This window comes from Actinomadura meridiana, from assembly GCF_039537545.1.
In the GTDB taxonomy this organism is placed as follows: Bacteria; Actinomycetota; Actinomycetes; order Streptosporangiales; family Streptosporangiaceae; genus Spirillospora; species Spirillospora meridiana.
This window is the reverse complement of record NZ_BAABAS010000003.1, coordinates 337,495-355,938: the sequence shown is the minus strand read 5'-3', so window position 1 is coordinate 355,938 and position 18,444 is coordinate 337,495. Positions and strand designations below refer to the sequence as shown.

Sequence of the window (18,444 nt, the reverse complement as noted above, 5' to 3'; positions counted from 1 at the left end):
GGGGGAAAGCGTATGATCACGAGCCCTGACTTCGCGGTCCTGCGTGTTGCGGCGTTGAGCGTAGATGAGATCGAAGAGGCGTCCCTGGGTGCTGCTTTTGTCGCGCAGGCCATCACGCTTGCCGCCGGTCCGGAGCTGGTCGCTCTGTCTGCGAAGCATGAAAAGGCGCAGCGTGCCGTGCGTCGTTACATCGCTCGTATGGGTGGCAGAGCGACGCCTTTTGGGCTGCTGGCCGGAACCTGTCTGATCGGCTTGGGGCGGGATCAGTCGATAGAGCTCGCTGGCAGGTCGGAACACCGAGTTCGCGTACGCACTGACACCGGCGTCATCGAACGGATACTTCGCGACAGCCTCGGTGGCATCACGAGCGCATGGGCGCCGGTCAGGGTGAACGCGACGCTGCGTCGCTCTCAGGATGGCTATCGCTATTGCCGTCCTGACCTCACGTCTGTGCACGTGACGGACGACCCCCGGCTGGAGCGGCTGATGAAGAGAAGAGGCGCGAATCTGCTCAAGAGTGAGCTGCTTGATTCTTTCAGCACCGAGGACATACAGCGATACATAGATGCTGGAATCATCGAATATTCGATCAGCTTGCTGGAGGCGGGTGAAGAACCAAGCAGAGTCGCAGCCGGCCTTCTTCGCCGAGCAGGTAAGACCAGGGAGTCTGAGGCGCTGCTCCTGCTTTCGAAAGAGGGCCTCCGAGAGGCGGGCGCGACCCTGGTCAGCGATTTGAGTGCCGAATGGAGCGAGGCGGCCGAGCTTCTGCCGGTTCTCAAGAAGAATCTTTCAGTGAACGAGCGCTATCACCTTGATCTGGAGTTGAGCCTGAAGAGCGGTGAAGTTTCTTCGCGGACCATAACGAGCCTGGAAGGGGTTGCTCGCAGGCTTGAGGGGATGCTCGACCACCGCGGCAATCGCCTTGCGAGCTTTCGTGATGCCTTCCGGTGCCGCTACGAGGACGGCGAGGTCAGTTTTCTCGAAGCCCTGGACTTCACCACGGGGGTGGCGGGGGAGTGGCTGCCCGCCAGGTCTGCGATTGCCAACTACGCGGGGGTTGACGAACGCGAGGAGGCCATTCGGCCCGGTGGCCCCGAGGCGGCACTAGAAGCCATGGGTGCTCTGGTAAATGGATCTCAGAGTTACGATATCGAGAAGCTTCCGCTCGGGAACCTCTGCTTGAGCAGGTCACTTCAAGCCGCGCTTCTCGACAAGGCTGGCTCCGGTTTCGCGGCCATGTTCATCTGCGCGCAGCAGGGGGCACCGTTGTCGCGGCTGGCGCGTTTCGGGCTTGGCGACAACGAACTGGCGTCCAAACTGATCAGTTGGGGGAGGTCTGCCGGCGCGGACGCTGAGGACGTGCTTACGGTCGAGCTCCTGCACAGCCCAGGAGGCCGTGACGGCAACATCCTGATCAGGCCCCGTCTCAACGACGCCCACCTCGCTCTGTCGGGGGCCGGGGGAGGGAACTTTCACCTTGAGCGGCTGCTGATTCGCCTTGAGGACGACAGGTTCCACCTGCGCGACTCGATCTCGGGCAGGCCCGTCGTGCTGGAGGTCAACACCGCTCATCATCCCGACTTCAGCAAGGATCCCCTCTACCGGCTGCTCGCCAGCATCACGAGTACCGCAGACCCACTGATGTGGAGGTGGGGGCCGCTCGCCACCCTCCCTCACCTGCCGCGTATCACCTGTGGAGACATCATCGTGTCACCGGAGCGCTGGCGCTTGCAGGGCAGTGATCTGAAGGGCCGTCGCTTGAACGAGCTCCTGAAGGGGATCGGGGATCGGCGATGGGTCGGCTACGGCCAGTCTCATCAGCAGGTCCCTGTGGACCTGGCACGACCGGCTGCGGTACAGGACGCCATCGAGCATATCGGGACGAGCGGTTTCGTCGATTTCTATGAGATGCCTCAAATGGAAAGCCCGGGGTCGGTCAGTCCACACGGTAAGCATGTCACAGAGCTCTATGTTCCGCTGGCGAGGGCTCGTTCGACACCGTCGGCACCGTCACGCCCGATTTCGTACAGCCCATCGCACGGACGTGCCTGGGTCTACTTCAAGTACTTCTGTAGTGTGCTCGCCGCGGACGGCGTCATCGGGAAGGCGGCTGCCCTGGCACGGCAGTTGGAGGACCGCGGGCTCATTCACCAGTGGTTCTTCGTCCGCTACCCGGAGGATGGCGATCACGTCCGAGTGAGAGTACGGCTGAAGGATCCACAGCGGAAGCACGAAGTCATCGCGGCGATGACCGATCTGGGTGAGCAGGCACCCATCACCCGTGCGGTGACGGATCGTTATGTTCCGGAGATCGCCAGATATGGCGGAGTGGAGAACCTGCCCAAAGCCGAGGCCTTGTTCACTGCCGACAGTGGTCACATTGCCGCATGGCTTTCGCGGCGGCCGGGACATGTGTTGCGACTGTTCCAGTCGATCGCCGACATCATGGCCTGGGTGGGGCTGATGTGGCCTACGCATGACGAGTGTTTGGAGTTCCTGAGGTGGCGGCAGAACGTGAGCCGGTGTGAGGTTCCCCCAGGCCACAACGGTCTGGGCAAGTTCTATCGGCTTCAGCGCAAGAAGTTTGATTCCTTTTTTGAAAGCTATAGCCTCGATGCGGACGTAGCCACCCGACTGCGGGACCTCGCTCCGGACTACGAGATCATGAGGTCGGTGCTACATATGCATCTGAACAGGATCTTCGTCGTGGACTCGGTTCGACTTGAGCATGTCGCGTACGATTGCGCAATTCGAAAGCTTCTCGAGTATCGGTCCAGGCCCGAGATGGGGTCTCTCCCATGGGAAAGATTTTCGACGCATACCGGCGACGTACTCCAAGGAGCGCGGTCGTCGTGACAACGAATTCTTTCAAGTGCTCAGCTACCCGGGTCGGCCCACGGGACTCTCGTGCTGAGCGCCATGTGCTCATCGCCTGCCGGACGGATACTCGGCTGTTGGACAGCAGCGGGTGTGGTCGGAGACTGTGATGGAACTGCATGAAGTGATGCGTCTTATATCTCTCATTCCGGACGGCTACCGAAGTTTTGAAGTCTCCGCCCACAATGTTACGCGGATGTTCGGTATCGGGCCGGAGCTTCAGAAGGAGATGCTCGCCCAGGGGCTACCCGCGAAACGCATCGGCGAGCAGTGGCATTTCGCCTGGTCGGACGCCTACAATATCTCCCGGTACATGATGCTGCCTTCGCCCTTTCGGCGGGGAATGCTCGCCTGGCCCAAGATTCTTGAGCGCGCCAGGGCAGGCGCGACTCTGGACTTCGATATTCAGTTTCGCGTCGACTGCCCAGAACCGTGCCACGATGGCAAGTGTGACTTTCAGATATCAACGCCCATCCTGGACGCGTCGTTCAGAATGGATGAGAACGAGGATCGTCTGATATGTGGAATAGAGGCGACGTCCTCGGCCAACGAGGAGGCCATCCCGGACGATGTCCAGTCGCTGCTCGCGAAGTATGATCACATCTTTCTGATGTCGCTTCCACATCTTCTCACCTGGCCGGTGGAGATGGTTCTGGAGACGTCTATCGGTGACTGCATATCTCTCGCCCAACTGCTGGAGGCCGAAGGTAGGCGTTTGGGATATGAGACCCGGCATGCTAACGGCATCATCATGACTGCCCCGTTTTCGACGCGGCATCACTGGACCGAGTTCAAGATTGGTTCGACATGGGTTCCCTTCGATCCGTTCTTGTTCAAAGCGTTGCATCGCTGGCAAGTCCTCGAGTCTGACGAGTGGTCGGTGGGCTACCCGGCCACGGCGATGCTCCGTCCGATCTGCGGATCGTCCACGCGTCCCCTGGAAGTCACGCATCAGGGGACCGTCGTGCCGATGACGCTCCCCACCCGCATGAAGGTGCTGAACGACCCCCGACGGCTCGGCTCATGCGAGTGAACAGGCCGACCTGGCCCTCGATTCAGCCGAGCTCGCCAGCGGCACTGCGACGTGGTGCGGATGACGGCGTTCCCCGCCGTGACGACCACGACTCGCCATGGCAGGAGTAGCCGCGTGTGGGCAGCTCCCCACCCGCAGGGAGAGCCGGATTCCTCGTGCGACTTGGAAACCTTGAGTTGCGTAAGTGTCGGGCGCTAATCTGATTTGGCGTTTATAAGCTTGGTCGTCTTGGATTCTGGTCATTCTTCGGACGCGGCAAGCTCGTATTGGTCGGTCGGCGAGTGGTCTACTGGCAAGTCAACGAGTACATCGTGAGGCCCAGGTGGAAACGATTCCGAAGTTCCTTGAAGATCTGATTCACGCCCATTGCCGTGTTCCGGACGGTTCGGAGATCCGTCCCGAGGTGTCCCTGATGGAACTCGGCATGGACTCGGTCGCGATGATGGCGCTCGTCGCGGACCTTGAGGACATGCTCGACTTTCCCATGCCCTACGACCTCCTCACCACCGAGGTGTTCGCCACGCCTCGATCTCTCTGGACGGCGCTGGGGTCCGTCATTCCGGACCGGGAGATCGGGGTTGAGAGAGCGTGAGATCCGATCCGTCGGCCGTGGCCGACGACGACCTGTTGTCCATGCTTCTGACCAGACGCTTCGAAGAGGAACTGTTGCGGATGGCCGCGACCGGAGATATCCGTGGAACGACGCACACATGCCTCGGCCAGGAGTACATTCCGGTCGCTCTGGAACGCCTGTTACACCCGGACGATTTCGTGCTCAGCCATCACCGAGGACACGGCCACTATCTTGCCCGATTCGGAGATGTCACCGGGCTGCTCGCCGAGCTCCTGGGGCGCCAGGGCGCCGTGTGCGGCGGCGTCGGCGGAAGCCAGCACATCCATCGTCCTGGCTATCTGTCGACCGGGGTCCAGGGTGAAAGCCTCCCGATCGCTGTGGGTATCGCGCTGCACTTCAAACGAAGGGCCCTCGAGCGCTGCGCGGTCGCGTACATCGGGGACGGTACCTGGGGCGAAGGAGCGGTGTACGAAGCCCTGAACATGGCGGCGCTCTGGTCCGTTCCGCTAGTAGTCGTGGTAGAGAACAACGGCATCGCCCAGACCACGCCGACATCTGCTCATATGGCCGGGTCAATCGCCGCGCGTGCTGCCGCGTTCGGAATCGCCTACCAGCGCATCGAAGGCACAGATATCGACGAAATCAGAGCGGACCTTCGCATGGACTTCAACGAGTCCCGGAAGTCATCGAAACCCTTCATCGTCGAGTTCGTCACGCATCGGGTCGGTCCGCACAGCAAGGGCGATGATGCTCGTACGGCACAGCAGATCCGGGAAGCCGAACTGGCGGACTGGTACCCGGCATACGCTTTCGCCCACCAGGCTCAGACGCGGGAGATCGAGAGCATCGCCAGGAAGCAACTCGACGACGCCATCGAAGAAGTACGACGTCGACCTTTGGTGAGTGCACCGCGACTGGCCGCCGAGCATGCTGGTGACGGAGAATGAAACAGACCGAGCGAGTTGTGCAGAATCTCAATCGCGCGCTTCATGAAGCGTTCACTGCTGACGATGACCTGCTCATCCTCGGAGAGGACATCCTGGATCCGTACGGGGGAGCCTTCAAAGCGACCCGGGGCCTTTCCACCCGCTTCCCCGACAGAGTCATCGGCACTCCCATCAGTGAGAACGGGATCGTGGGAGTGGCCAACGGGCTGTGCCTCAACGGGAACACGGTCATCGTGGAGATCATGTTCGCCGACTTCCTCACGCTGGCCTTCGACCAGATCGTCAATGCCAGCGCGAAGTCGGTCACCATGTTTGGGCATCGGGTCCCCATGCACCTCGTCGTCAGGGCGCCCGTGGGTGGCCACCGCGGGTACGGGGCGACGCACAGCCAGAGCCCCCAGAAGCACTTCATCGGAGTTCCCAACCTGAGGCTCTACGAGCTGTCGCCCTTCCATGAGAGCACGCGTCTCCTCCCGCGCCTGCTCAACATCGGTGAGCCGTGCATCCTGTTCGAGGACAAGACGCTGTACGGGGAGCGGCTGCGGCTAGGGCCGAAAGTCGACGACGTCTTCACGCTCGACTTCCCGCGGGGACGCGAGGGGCCGGCATGGGTGCGGCTTGACGGCGGACAGGACACTCCCGACTGCACCGTGATCGCCACCGGCGGGACCGCACTGCGAGCGCTTGAAGCTGTACGAACGGCCTTTGTAGAGCATGAAATCATCTGCGATGTGATCGTGCCGTTCCAGTTGCATCCCTATGGTCTCGGCTCGATGCACGAAATCCTCTCTCGGTCAGGTCACATCATCGTGGCCGAGGAGAGCGCCGCAGGAGGAACATGGGGCTCTGAGATTGCGCACATCCTGCACACCCAACTTTGGGACGAGCTTTCCCGGCCGGTGCGCGTGGTGAGTTCCAAGGACAGCAGCATTCCCGCTGCACCCCATCTGGAACGAAACGTTCTCATGCAGGCGGACACTATTCTTCAAGCGATCGGAGACCTCGCCAATGCATGACGTGACCGTCCCAAGATTTCACCCCAATGATGAGCGTTACGTGCTCGTCGAATGGCTCGTCCCCAACGGGGCCACCGTGACGGTCGACCAGCCCATCGCCACGGTGGAGACGGCGAAGGTCGCTGAGGAGGTGCTCAGCACCCACGAAGGCGTGGTGGAGTGGCTCCTGCCGGCGGGCGCGGAGTACCTCTTCGGTCAGAGCATCGCCCGTATCCGCGCGCTCGGGGAGGATGCGGCGCCGGACGCAGGCATCGTCGACCCGAAGCCCAACGCGCCGCTCCTTTCCCGTGCGGCCGCCGAGTTGGCCGCTCGTCACAATGTCGACATTGGTCAACTCGGCGGGCTCAACCGGAGTACCGTACGCCGCCGAGACGTCGAGGCGTTCATCTCTGCCCAAGGATCGGCCGAAACCGAGGCCGACGCGGTCACGTCTCAGCCTCGGCCGCAACCTCCGGCGATGTCGATTCCGTGGGATTCCCTGCCACCTGGGCAACGGAGCGTGGCGGACGCCGTCGTCGCCTCCCATCGCGACATCCCGGTCGGCTTCACCGTGGTCAAGGCCGACTGCGAGGACGCCTTACGCTGGCTGACGGCGCGTTCATCGCAACGATTCGGCGGTCTGCCGGAACTGGTTGTGAAAGCGATCGCCGCGCAGGCCGAGGACTTCCCCGCGTTCTTCGCGTCGATGCCCAGCGGGTGCACGATGCGGCTCGGCGCGGCCCCCAACATCGGAGTCACGATCGATGTCGGGCAGGGATTGCAGATACCAGTGATCAACGCGGCCGACCGGACGTCCCTCTCCGAAGTCGGAGACGCCCTGATGCGTTTCCGGCTGAAGTCTCTGCGGGGCGCGTTGACCCGTGACGAACTCTCCGGCGCGACCATCGTTCTCTCGCTCAACATCGACGCGGGCGTCGCCTACGCGATCCCCATGATCCCCCTGGGGCTCACCTGCGCGGTCTCTCTCGGAGCGGTTTTCGACGAAGTGGTGCTCGCCGATGATGGGAAACCAGCTGCCCGGCGCAGGGTGAACCTCGGTGCCGCCTATGACCACCGTGTCATCAACGGTCGTTCCGCGTCCGCTTTTCTGCTGGCCGTTTCCAGGGCGCTGGAATCTCCCGGTCAACCTACGAAAGCCTGAGTTTGACGGCATGTTCCGTGACCCCTGTACGGATTGGAGCGAGCCGCACCCCTCAAGGGGTTGCGGACGGCGCTGAGCCGCGCAGAACAGGGACTTGCAGGCGGCGCCCCGCGTGGGAGTTTCCGCGAAGGCCCGGCTGGTGGAAGGAGGCACGGTGCGGGTGGGGAGCGAGACGTGGTCGCCGCGGCTGCGCCTGGTGGCTGGGCAGAGGGCGTTACGTGACGTCTTCGGGAACTTTCCCAGCGGCGTGGTCGGGCTCTGCGCGCTGGACCGGGACGGGTCCGTCGCGGGCATGGCGGTCAGCTCGTTCACCTCGGTGTCGCTGGACCCGCCGCTCGTGTCGGTCTGCGTGGCCGACTCGTCGCGGACGTGGCAGCGGGTGCGCGACGCCCGCACCGTCGGGATCAGTGTCCTCGGGGAGCGTGACGGGGCGCTGTGCCGCGCGCTGGCCGGGCCGGCGGACAGCCGGTTCGACGGGTTCGACTGGACGGCGGGCGACGGCGACGCGGTGTTCCTGCGCGGCGCGGTCGCGTGGCTGGAATGCTCCGTCACCGCGGAGGTGCCCGCGGGCGACCATGTGATCGTCCTGCTGGGAGTGCGGGCGGCGAGCAGCGTCCCGTGGGAGCGGCCGCTGGTCTTCCAGGGTGGCCGGTTCTGGACGCTCAGTGAGGGCGTCAGGCCCCCCAGTGTCGGTGACGGGCCGGACGCCCGGGTCTCCCGAACCGGTTCCTTCAGCTTTTCGATGCGATGGCGATCGCTCGTCCGATGTCGTGGTAGTCGGCCTCGTGGCAGCCGTTGAGAAGGATGTGGTCGATCCCGGCGCGAACGTAGTCGCCGAGTCGTTCCCCGACTTCCTCGTGGGTGCCGACGAAGAAGGGCGCGCTCGCCTTGCCGCTGCGGAATGCGCCCAGCCAGTAGGGGTCGGATCGGTCTGGTCGTTCCTGCGCGTCCACCGACCGGACGGCGAGGTCACGCGCCCACCTGTTCGAGGAGACGGTCTTGAGCAGCGTCTCCTGCCGACCCTGCCATGTTTCGGGGAATCGCCTTTCGGCCTCCGTCCAGGCGCGTTCTCTCCGGGAGTCGGCGACGACGCCCACTCTGATTCCGAGTCCGCCCGTGTAGCCGCCCGCCACGAGCGGCTTGAGGAAGGACTCTGACCATTCCGCGAAGGGCGTCGGATGGGTTACCACGACATCGGCGATCTCCTGGGCCACGCTGATGCTCGCCGGCGAGGATCCCGCGACGAAAAGCCTGCTGCGGGAGAGGACGTCCGGCCGCGGGACCAGCCGGAAACGGTCGTAGGAGTAGAAGCGCCCCGCCATCGTGACCTCTTCTCCGCGCAGGAGCGCGCGGAGGATCATTCCGTACTCGCGGAGTCTCGCGTACCGCTCGTCGTGGTCGAGGAGATCTCCCGTTTGCCGGCGCTCGTCCTCCCTGGCGCCCGCGACCAGGTTGAAGTCGAGCGGACGGCCGTACAGGACCGCGAAAGCGGCCGCCATCGCGGCGACGGTGTGCGGTGGGGCCGACGCCGGCTGGACGGCCACGAGAGGGACGAGCCGCTCGGCGGCCTGCCCCAGCTGTCCGGTGATCAGCCAGGGGTCGACTTCGTGCAGGTTGTGCGGGACGAGGATGCCCGACCAACCGGCGCGTTCGCAGGCGTCCGCCGTTTCCGCCAACAGCCCGGCATAGCCGGATCCGGATGTGTCGTCCGGGCCGGGTGCCTGCGGGGTGACCGCGTAGACGTGCATCAGCGAACCTCCAGGACGCCGACCGGATCGTTGGCGTTGCCGCGGGGACGCAGATCCTCGGGATCGGCGTAGTCGCGGATCCGCCGGATCAGGGTCGTGCTGTTCTGCGCGAAACGGTGTGGTTCACGCAGATTGGTGATCTCCATGCGGCCTCCTTCCCGGCCCCTCATGGACTCCAGATAGCGTAGGACCGCCCTTCCCTCGGGGTAGGTCATGAGGTAGTGGGCGGCGAAGACGCCCCCGGCCGGGTTGATCAGGTCCCAGTACTCCCGGACGAACGCGAGGGTGTCCCAGGTGTCGATCCAGGCGAAGTCGAGGAGCCCGACGGCGTCCTTGACCCTGTCGCTCGACCCGCGCAGGTCGCCTTCGATGACCTGGCACACGTCGGACAGGCCCAGATCCTCCAGCACCCGCTGCGCCCGGGGTGCGGACGACGACGCGTCGGTCATGCGGTCGATGCACACCAGGACCGGTTCGTGGGGCTCCTCGTAGTAGGCGGCATGCGCGAGGGGAAGGACGCTTTCGCGGTCGCCGGCGGTGAGCAGGTTCCGTTCCTCCTCGAACGCGGCCTTGTTGTCCTTGAGCGCCTGGGCGAGAAATGGCGTCGTGTATCCCATCCCGACTTCCAGGACGGTTCTGGGCCTCAACGTTCGCACCAGCCAGTACAGGAGCGGGGCGGTGGAGTCGGTTCCCATCTCCGGGACCCGCAACGGCTGCACGGCGGAGACGAAATGGTCGTTGATCATCGCTTTGTCCTCATCATGAAACGGGCCGTGTCGGGTGGCGGTCTTCAGGCGGCGAACAGTGGGTGGAGTGCCCGGTCCGCCGACCACGCGGTGTTCAGGTTCTCCGCGACGACGCAGTACATGACGCCGTTCTGGCCGTCGAACGCGTTGGTCAGGATGACGCCGGTGCGCGTCGCCGGATCGTAGGCGAGGCCGGCGTCTCGCAGAGTGGTGAGGGCGTCGGTGAAGGAAGGGGTGCTCCATCCTCCCGGCCAGACTCGTTCGAGGATGATGCGGTCTTTCCCGAAGCCGTCCACGGCGCGGCCGCCGATCCGGCCGTAGATGTGGGTCGAGCCGGTGATCCTGCCGTTGAACTCGGTGAAGAGGACCTCCCGAGTGGGCGTCACTATCGCGTCCGGGCCGAGAATGCCCCGATATCCCAGGGCGTGCAGAGCTTCGGCAAGACGGCGGCCGCCCTCGACGAGCTGGTCGAATACGGCGGGCTCCACCCCCTGGGAGGGCATGATCTGGCCGACCGCGTAAGGCGCCGAGAGCAGTTCCCCATCGCCCGTCAGTTCCACCCCGGAGTCAGAGATGAGGAACTCTACGAAAAAGGCCGAGCTGTCGCGGACGTACCGCTCGGCCACGGGACGTCCGGCACCTCCGGCGGTCAGCCATTCCCAGCGTTCCTCCAGGTAGGAGTGGACGTCGGAGGGGTTGTCGATGGGCACCACCCGGCGGGCGCCGATCGGCCGGAACGGCTCCCCGGTGGTGAGGATCTCGTTTCCGCGTCCGCCGGACAGGAAGTCGTGCTTGACCATGACCGGGCCGCCGTCGAGGAGTTCGACGATCGCTCTTTCCGCGGATTCCGGGCTCGTGCAGACGGTGCCGTCCGGGAGTGGCACCCCCGCGCCTCCGGCGATCATCCGGAACGCGGATTTGCTGTTGACCATGACCCCGCCGGCCTGGCTGACGAAACCGTGACCGGGCATCGAGGAGCTGATGCCCACGGCCCGTGCGAGGGCCGCCACCGCGGGGTCGGGCCACAGCGCCGACAGATGGGTGATTCTCCGTCCGACCATCACCTTTTCCAGTTCCGAAATGAAATCGTGGTTCGCGAGCCGGGCGGGGGAGAGCGTTCCCTCGTCCGTTTCGGAAACGGGCGGGACGACGATCGACAGCGAATCCTTGCGCGTCCCGGTCATGGCCGTCACATAGTCGAGGAAATCGTCGTCCGGACGTACCGGCAGGACCAGGATGTCGCCGTCCTCCGCGAACCATGCGATCCGTTGGACCCACCAGCCGGTCCAGCCGCGGTCGGTCCGGACGTCCTGGCTGAAGTCGTTGCCGACGAGGACTCGGGCCGATCTCCGGCCGTCGGCGGTCGGCGTGGAGCGGCGCGCGAGGGTCTCAGGCGGTATGAGCACGGCGGTTTCCTTCGATGAATGCGGCCATGGCAGCCACGGTGGGTTGGACGAGAAAGTCCAGGAGTGGAATCTCCACCCCGAGACGGTCGTTCACCTCGGTCAGCAGTCGAAGTACCTGGACCGAATCGCCTCCGCTGGCCATGAAGTCGCTGTGCGGTCCGAGCGTGGTGACGCCGAGGATTTCGTTCCAGATGCCGATGACTTCCCGCTGCGTTCCGCTGACCGGCAGGTCGCTCGTGGGGGAGCCGTTCTCCGGGGGCGGCGGCAGCGCCGCTCGGTCGAGCTTTCCCGTGGGTCCGAGCGGCAGCCGCTCCAGGGAGACCAGCCGCCACGGGACCGCGTGCTCCGGAAGCATCCGTTGAAGGAAGCGGCGCAGATCGGCGGTGTCCGGAGCGAACGAGGTCGCCGGTGTGACGTACCCGACCAGCCGGGGAGCGGGCCCCCGGGTGTCGACGGTCAGCACCGCCTCCGCCACGGTCGGGTGGCCGCGCAGAGCCGCCTCCACCTCTCCCGGCTCGACGCGATGTCCGCGAATCTTCAGTTGTCTGTCTTTCCGGCTGTGGAATTCGAGGCTTCCGTCGGCTCTGCGGCGAACCAGGTCCCCCGTCCGGTAGGTGTCCGCTCTCTCGAAGGCGACCGCGGTGGCGGCGTCCTGCTTCCAGTAGCCCTTGGCGACACGACCGCTGAGGATCTCGAGTTCTCCGAAGATGTCGGTCGGGTGCCCGTCCGGGTCGAGCAGGCGGGTGGCGACCCCTTCGACGGGGCCGCCCAACGGGAGGCGAACTCCGTCGAGGTCGGCTCTGGTGGCCAGGTGTTGGAGCGCGACCGTGCACTCGGTGGGGCCGAGTCCGTTGACGAGGGAGCTGTCCGGAGGAAACGCCCGCAGGAACGTGGCGAGATCGTCGCGCGTCGCCTCCTCACCGCCGAGGACGACGACGCGGACGGTCGCGAACGCGGCAGCCCGTCCCGTGTCGCCCGGGAGGTCGCTCACGAGGTGGCGGAACAAGGTGGGGGTGCAGTGCACCACGCTCGCGCCGGACGCGGCCAGTTCCGCGCGTAACCGGGCGGCGGGCACCAGTGGATCGAGAATCCGGACGGTGGCTCCCGTCAGCAACGCCCCGAACAGGTCCATGACCGCGGCATCGAACGTGTAGCGGGCGAGGAGAGGAACGGCGTCCCCGGCGCCTATGCGGACGCGCGCGGAGTAGGCCAGCGCATGCGCGAGGACGTTCCCGTGGTTCTGCATCACGGCTTTCGGACGTCCTGTGGACCCCGACGTATGCAGCAGATAGGCGAGAGACTCCGCGGTGACCGGGGGCTCGGGCATGTCGCCGTGCACACCGTCGCGCGCCGGATCGAGCATGATCACGGGAACGCCCCTGGACAGGGTTTCGGCCCGGTCTCGTAGGTTCCCATCGCACACGATCGCCGCGACGTCCGCGTCGGCGAGCAGGACGGAGAGCCGACCGTCCGGCTGCCTCGGGTCAAGCGGAACGTAGACGGCGCCCGCGAGGAGAACCGACCAGATGCCGACCACCGCCCCGATGTCGTGGTCGCACAGCAGCGCGACCCGTCCGCCGGAGCCCGTGGCACGCCCGAGGAGCCGGGCGGTGCCTGCGGCGCGGGCGCCGAGCTCGGCATAGCTGAGCCGGCCGGACGGCCCGGTGACCGCGGTGCGGGCAGCGCAGCCGACGACGACCTGAGTGAACCGGTCGACCAGGGTTTCGTCCGGTCCCGGAGGCGGAGGGAACCGGTACCCGGGTGGGACAGCCAGTCGCCAGGTGGTGTCGTGGACGGGTTCGTCCTGAACGCGTAGGTCTCGGAGCGCGGCCATGGGTGTGGCGGCGGCCGCCGTGAGGAGCGCGACGCAGTGGCCGAGAATCCAGGCGGCGGTCGTGCGGTCGAACAGGCTCGCGTTGTAGGTCAGGGTGAGCGCGGACGGCTCGTCCCCTTCCACCGCGGCGAGCGCGAGATCCGCCTCCTCGCCGGTTCCGGGCGGGCCGAAGAGCACCGGGAGGCCGACGGGCGGTTCCGAAGGATCGGTGAGCCGTCTGGCCGCCGCGACGGCCGTTCGGACCCGGGAGGCCTCCTCGGTGAAGGACGCCTTCGGCTCCAGTTCCAGGTGCAGGGGGAGAGACGGCTCCCCGCCCCCCGCCGTGTTCAGTCCGAGGAGAAGGCTGCTCTGTCCGGTGTGGCGGTGGAGGACGGCCGCCCAGGTGGTGAGAAGGACGATCTCCACGGGGATGCCGGTGTTCGCGCTGAGGGCGGCCAGCCCGGCCGTCAGGCTCTCGGGGAACGACGCGGTCCCGGTTTCGCCGCGGTAGGGGCGGGCGGTGAATCGGGGCCGGTCCGCGGCGACTTCCGGGGGAAGGCATCCGTCGATGCGCGGTGCCCGTTGACCGGCGGCGATTAGCTCATGGGGTGGCATGTACTTCCTCTTCTCGCGGTGGTTCCTCGGTGTCGCCGTGCCATGAGCGCCAGAGCCGCGCGTAGGGACCGTCCCGTTCGAGCAGTTCATGGTGGCGACCGACCTCGCTGATCCGCCCGTCCTCCATGACCACGACGCGGTCGGCGTCATGGGCGGTGTGCAGGCGATGCGCGATGGCGATGACGGTGCGCCCTTCGAGGGCGGTGGCCAACGTTCGTTCCAGTTCGCGCGCGGCGGCCGGATCGAGCAGCGAGGTCGCCTCGTCGAGGACCACCGCGCCGGGGTCCACCAGTAGGAGCCGGGCGAGAGCCAGCTGTTGGAGCTGCGCGGGGAGCAGCGTGCCGGATCCGACCTCCCCGCCGAGGCCCAGCCCGGCCGCCCATTCCCCGGCGCCGACGGCCGAGAGCACGTGCTCCAGACGGTCGTCGGTGGCGTTCGGCTGGGCGATCAGCAGGTTGTCGCGCAGTGTGCCGCGGAAGGCGTGCTGTTCCTGCGTCACCAGAAGGATTCGCCGACGTAACGCCGCCAGCGAGATTTCCTCCAGGTCGACGCCCCCGATGGTGACGGTCCCCGCGGAAGGCGGGTGGATCCCCGCGATCAGCCGCCCCAGCGTGCTCTTGCCCGCCCCGGACGGGCCGACCAGCGCGAGGCGTTCCCCCGGTTCGACCACGAGGTCGACGCCGTGCAGAACGTCCCGGCCCGTCCGGTAGGCATGGCTCACCCCCGTCAGGACGATCTCGGCCGCGTCCAGTGCCCCGTCCCGGCTCGTCCGGCCGAGGTCGGGCGCCTCCGCCTGGGACACTCCGATGATCCGCGCGAACGACGCGCCGCCGACCTGGAGTTCGTCCATCCAGAAGAGCAGGCGGTCCACCGGGCCGACGATCTGCTGCATGTACAGCGTCACCGTCGCCACTTCCGCCAGCGTCACCGTCCCGCCGAGGTAGAACAGGCCGCCGACGAGGAGTGTCGCGGCGACCGGGAGGATGTAGGCGGTGTCGGCGATCGGGAGATAGACGCTGCGCAGGAAGAGTGTTCTTCGTTCCGCGGTGTAGGACTCGACGATGTCACGGTCGGCCTTGGCGCGGCGCTGATCGGCGAGGCGCAGCGCCTCGACCGTCCTGGCGCCGTCGATCGTCTCGGCGATGCCGCCGGTGAGCCGGGCGTAGGACGCGTTGGCGCGCAGGTACCCGGCTCTGGCCCGCCGCAGGTACCAGCGGGTGGAACACCAGAGCAGCGGCACGCCGATCAGGCACGGCAGGACGAGAATCGGTGCCGTCAGGACGACGGCGCCGATCGTCAGGGCGACGGTCGACAGCGCCACGAGGCTGTCCGGCACGGCGAACTGGACCGTGGCCGCCATGACGTCGACGTCCCGGGTCGTCCTGGTGACCAGATCGCCCGGGCTCGCCCGCTCCACCACGGAGATCGGCAGGGAGACGACCCTGGCGACGAACTCCTCCCGCAGCTGGGCCAGGACCTTCTCGCCCAGGCGCAGGGACGTCAACGTCGCGAACCCGGCGAGGACGGCCTGCGCCATGAGGGCGGCGCAGAGTTCGGCGGTGGTCCGGGCGGCGCCGCCGCCTCCCTGCTCGGAGGTCTGGACCAGCCGCCCGAGGAGATGCGGAGCGACCAGTCCCGCGATCGTGGCCGAGGCGTGCAGGAGAAGGGAGAACGACAGGTCGCGGGAGTGCTCCCCCATGAGTCGCCGGGCCCGTCTCCTGACCTGGCGGCTCGTGGCGATGGGCAGGTCCTCCATCACAGGTTCACCCCTCTGCTCACGACGGGCCGGTAGGACGGCGAACCGAGCAGTTCGCGGTGGGTGCCCTCCGCGGTCACCCTGCCGTTCTCCACGAAGATCACGTGATCGGCCCGGTCCAGCAGGATCGGGCTCGTGGTGAGGACGACCGTGCGGCGGCCGGCGCGGTGAGCGCGCACGCGGTCGGCGATCCGGGCCTCGGTGTGGGCGTCCTGGGCGCTCGTCGGGTCCAGGAGAATGAGGGTCTCGGGGTCGGCGGCGAGGGCGCGTGCCAACGCGAGGCGCTGCCGCTGGCCCCCGGAGAACTCACGGCCGCCGCCGATCTCCTGTTTCAGGCCGTCCGGTAGCGCGTCGATGACGTCCTGGGCGGACGCGGCCCAGAGCGCCCGGCCGACCTCGTCGGGGTCGGCGGCGCAGCCCAACTGGTCGGCGAGCACCCCCGAGAAGAGTTTCGGGTCGCGGTCCACAAGGAGAATCCGCCGCCGTACCTCGTCCACTGGGAACTCGTCGAGGGGGACGCCCGCGTAACCGCCCGGCGGATCCGCGTAATGTCCGAGCCGGTCGGCCAACGCGTCCGCCTCGGACGCCCTCGCGCACACGATCGCGGTGTGGGAGCCGGCGGGGACGGTCAGGCCGCTCACCGGGTCGGCGAGGAAGAACTCATCTCGGTGGTCCGGCATGGTTCGCGTTCCCGAACCCGTCTGCCGCACCGCGGAGAGGACTCCCACGATTCGTTGCGCTCCGGCCAGCGCCCGGGTCAGGCGATCGACGGTCGTGGTGAGGCGGCGCATCTGTTCGGCGAGGAAGACGGCATAACCGTAGAAGGCGACCAGCGCGCCCGGGCTGAGCACACCGGCACGCACCTGGTGGATGCCGAGGCCGACGATGGCGGTCGTCAGGAACCCGGGAAACAGCAGGCGGCATCCGGCGATCCAGGCCTCGACGGTCGCGAGCCTGACGCCTTCGCTCCGCACCCGCTGCGAACGTGCGGCGTAGCGGGCGGCGAAGACCCGCTCACCGCCGACTCCGCGCATGACCTGCAACCCGTCGACGATGTCGACGGCCAGATCGGTGAGGGCGCCCTGCCGCTCCCGCAGGTCGTTCTGTCGTTGGTGAAGCCGCCTCATGAGGCGGGCGACGACCCACGCGACCAGCGGCACCCCGAGGAGGACGACGCCGCCGAGCTGCCAGGAGGCCACGAGCATCAGCACCGCGATCAACACGATGGACACGACCGCGCCGCCGCCGCGGGCCATGCTCTCCAACGCCAGGCCGATCCGTCCCAGATCCGTCGTGCTGATGGTGACCAGCGAACCGGCGGAGATGCTCCTGGGCAGCTCCGCTCCGAGGTCGGCGACCTTCGCGGTGAGCATCCGCACCGTCCGGTAGGTGGCGCCGAGACGGTTGGTCAGTGCGCAGCGATCACGCAGGGTGCCGGTGACCGCCTGGATGAGTCCGAGCAGCAGAACGCAGCCGCTCCAGACCAGGAGCGCCCGCCGGTCCTGACCGATCAGCCCCTGGTCGATGCCTCGGCCCACCGCCGCCGGGATCAGCGCCTGGGCGACGGTGCACGCGGAGCCGAAGAGAACCGCGAAGGTCATGGGCGCCTTGTAGACCGAGACGAACCACAGCAAAAACCGCAGAGGGCTCCCGAGATGCGGTACGCCGGTGTCCGGCTCAGGAAATTCGCGCATTCCTCGGCTATCCCTTCACGCCCATGGTCAGCCCGTGCTCGTAGGGCATGCCGCTCACCGTTCGGACGTCCTCGAAGCCGACCGCGCCCAACCACTCCTCGTAGTCCCGTGCCGGATAGGCCATTCCTTGGCCGCTGGCGAGAACGTTGAAGTAGAGGCCCAGCCGGGCGGAGAAGACACCGGACGTCTCGTTCTCGGAAACATTGAAACCGTAGATGAAGACGCGTCCGCCGCGCGGGAGCGCGGCATGGGCCTTTCTCAGCAGGACGAGAATGCGGTCCGCCGAGAAGATCTCCAGCACGTGGCTGAAGAGAACCGCGTCCGATCCCTCCGGGAAGTCGTCACGGAACAGGTCGCCCGGACGGAACCGCAGCCGTCCGGCATTCGCACTGGACGCGGCGAGCTTCGACACGCTGGGCAGATCGAAGATCGTGAGCGCCATCTCCGGGTGACGGTCGGCCAGCAGCGCCGAGGTCGTGCCGTCACCACCGCCGACGTCCAGGAGCCGACGGACGGGGGAGAACTCCTCGCGCCGCACGAGTGCCCTGGCGCTCCGCAGGGTGAAGGCGCTCATGGCCCGATGGAAAACCGATTCCAGCTCAGGGTCGCGGGACAACCTCTGGTAGAGCGTCGGCTCGTCGCCGGGGAAATCGTCGAGGGCGAGGTTGGTGCCCGTCCGCAGCGAGGCCGTCAGGCGGGGGAAAGCGGGATAGTAGATGTCCCGCCAGCCGAGGATGATGTGGGTCCAACTGTCCGGGGTGTCGGCGGCCAGGAGATCGGTGGCCGCCTCGGAGTTCACATAGGCGCCGTCCCGTTTGCGCACCAGACCCGTGGAGCACACGGCCTGAAGCAGAACCCTGAGCTGGTGAGCGGGGACGCCGGTGAAGGCCCGGAGCTCCTCGAACGTGGCCTGGTCCCGTTCACCGAGAAACCGGAAGATGTCTAACTCAACCGCGCTGGCGACCGCGTGAAACAACGCCGGAGCGTTGACGAGGAAATGGAATCTTTCGTAGACATCGACGCCTTCGAACGAGGCAATGGATGCCATGCGCTCTCCTTCCGTTGAGGGCGGACGCTC

The 18,444-nt window shown here is 66.5% G+C and carries 14 protein-coding genes; 7 read left to right on the top strand and 7 right to left on the bottom strand.

The genetic code is table 11. The features are described from left to right. Positions 1-12: 12 nt before the first annotated feature. The 7 genes from ABD808_RS03110 to ABD808_RS03080 all read left to right on the top strand — a co-directional run bounded on the left by ABD808_RS03110 (position 13) and on the right by ABD808_RS03080 (position 8,387). Positions 13-2,856: a lantibiotic dehydratase gene (locus ABD808_RS03110; protein ID WP_344889269.1), complete on the top strand. Its 2,844-nt coding sequence runs from the start codon at positions 13-15 to the stop codon at positions 2,854-2,856. Positions 2,857-2,986: 130 nt separating this feature from the next. Further along, on the top strand, positions 2,987-3,910 hold the full coding sequence (locus ABD808_RS03105; RefSeq protein ID WP_344889266.1) for a transglutaminase-like domain-containing protein: 924 nt from the start codon (positions 2,987-2,989) through the stop codon (positions 3,908-3,910). A gap of 322 nt (positions 3,911-4,232) precedes the next feature. Further along, positions 4,233-4,502 carry an acyl carrier protein gene (locus ABD808_RS03100; protein ID WP_344889263.1) on the top strand — a complete coding sequence of 90 codons (270 nt, stop codon included), beginning with the start codon at positions 4,233-4,235 and terminating at the stop codon, positions 4,500-4,502. A 17-nt stretch (positions 4,503-4,519) separates the two neighbouring features. Next, entirely contained in the window at positions 4,520-5,431 is a 912-nt protein-coding gene (locus ABD808_RS03095) for a thiamine pyrophosphate-dependent dehydrogenase E1 component subunit alpha (protein WP_344889260.1), read from the top strand. Beyond that, positions 5,428-6,447, top strand: a complete 1,020-nt coding sequence (locus ABD808_RS03090) for an alpha-ketoacid dehydrogenase subunit beta (RefSeq protein ID WP_344889257.1) — start codon at positions 5,428-5,430, stop codon at positions 6,445-6,447. Before ABD808_RS03095 ends, ABD808_RS03090 begins: the two co-directional genes overlap by 4 nt. Next, complete coding sequence (locus ABD808_RS03085; RefSeq protein ID WP_344889254.1) at positions 6,440-7,588, top strand: 2-oxo acid dehydrogenase subunit E2; 1,149 nt, start codon at positions 6,440-6,442, stop codon at positions 7,586-7,588. The genes ABD808_RS03090 and ABD808_RS03085 overlap by 8 nt, the downstream gene beginning before the upstream one ends. A gap of 154 nt (positions 7,589-7,742) precedes the next feature. Beyond that, the gene (locus ABD808_RS03080; protein WP_344889251.1) at positions 7,743-8,387 is read left to right on the top strand and encodes a flavin reductase family protein; all 645 of its coding nucleotides are present in this window, start codon (positions 7,743-7,745) and stop codon (positions 8,385-8,387) included. On the opposite strand, the gene ABD808_RS03075 is transcribed toward ABD808_RS03080, so the two are convergent. The 7 genes from ABD808_RS03075 to ABD808_RS03045 all read right to left on the bottom strand — a co-directional run bounded on the left by ABD808_RS03075 (position 8,320) and on the right by ABD808_RS03045 (position 18,414). Beyond that, complete coding sequence (locus ABD808_RS03075) at positions 8,320-9,336, bottom strand: LLM class flavin-dependent oxidoreductase (protein ID WP_344889248.1); 1,017 nt, start codon at positions 9,334-9,336, stop codon at positions 8,320-8,322. The genes ABD808_RS03080 and ABD808_RS03075 overlap by 68 nt on opposite strands. Further along, positions 9,336-10,082, bottom strand: coding sequence for an O-methyltransferase (locus ABD808_RS03070; RefSeq protein WP_344889245.1), 747 nt, complete (start codon positions 10,080-10,082; stop codon positions 9,336-9,338). The genes ABD808_RS03075 and ABD808_RS03070 overlap by 1 nt, the downstream gene beginning before the upstream one ends. Before the next feature lie 44 nt (positions 10,083-10,126). Further along, the gene (locus ABD808_RS03065) at positions 10,127-11,488 is read right to left on the bottom strand and encodes a preATP grasp domain-containing protein (RefSeq protein WP_344889242.1); all 1,362 of its coding nucleotides are present in this window, start codon (positions 11,486-11,488) and stop codon (positions 10,127-10,129) included. Next, positions 11,472-13,916, bottom strand: coding sequence for an AMP-binding protein (locus tag ABD808_RS03060; protein ID WP_344889239.1), 2,445 nt, complete (start codon positions 13,914-13,916; stop codon positions 11,472-11,474). Before ABD808_RS03060 ends, ABD808_RS03065 begins: the two co-directional genes overlap by 17 nt. Next, on the bottom strand, positions 13,903-15,672 hold the full coding sequence (locus ABD808_RS03055) for an ABC transporter ATP-binding protein (protein ID WP_344889236.1): 1,770 nt from the start codon (positions 15,670-15,672) through the stop codon (positions 13,903-13,905). The genes ABD808_RS03060 and ABD808_RS03055 overlap by 14 nt, the downstream gene beginning before the upstream one ends. Next, the gene (locus tag ABD808_RS03050; RefSeq protein WP_344889233.1) at positions 15,672-17,273 is read right to left on the bottom strand and encodes an ABC transporter transmembrane domain-containing protein; all 1,602 of its coding nucleotides are present in this window, start codon (positions 17,271-17,273) and stop codon (positions 15,672-15,674) included. The genes ABD808_RS03055 and ABD808_RS03050 overlap by 1 nt, the downstream gene beginning before the upstream one ends. A 100-nt stretch (positions 17,274-17,373) precedes the next feature. Continuing rightward, positions 17,374-18,414 (bottom strand): methyltransferase, encoded by a 1,041-nt coding sequence (locus ABD808_RS03045; protein ID WP_344889230.1) that lies wholly within the window; start codon positions 18,412-18,414, stop codon positions 17,374-17,376. Positions 18,415-18,444 lie beyond the last annotated feature (30 nt).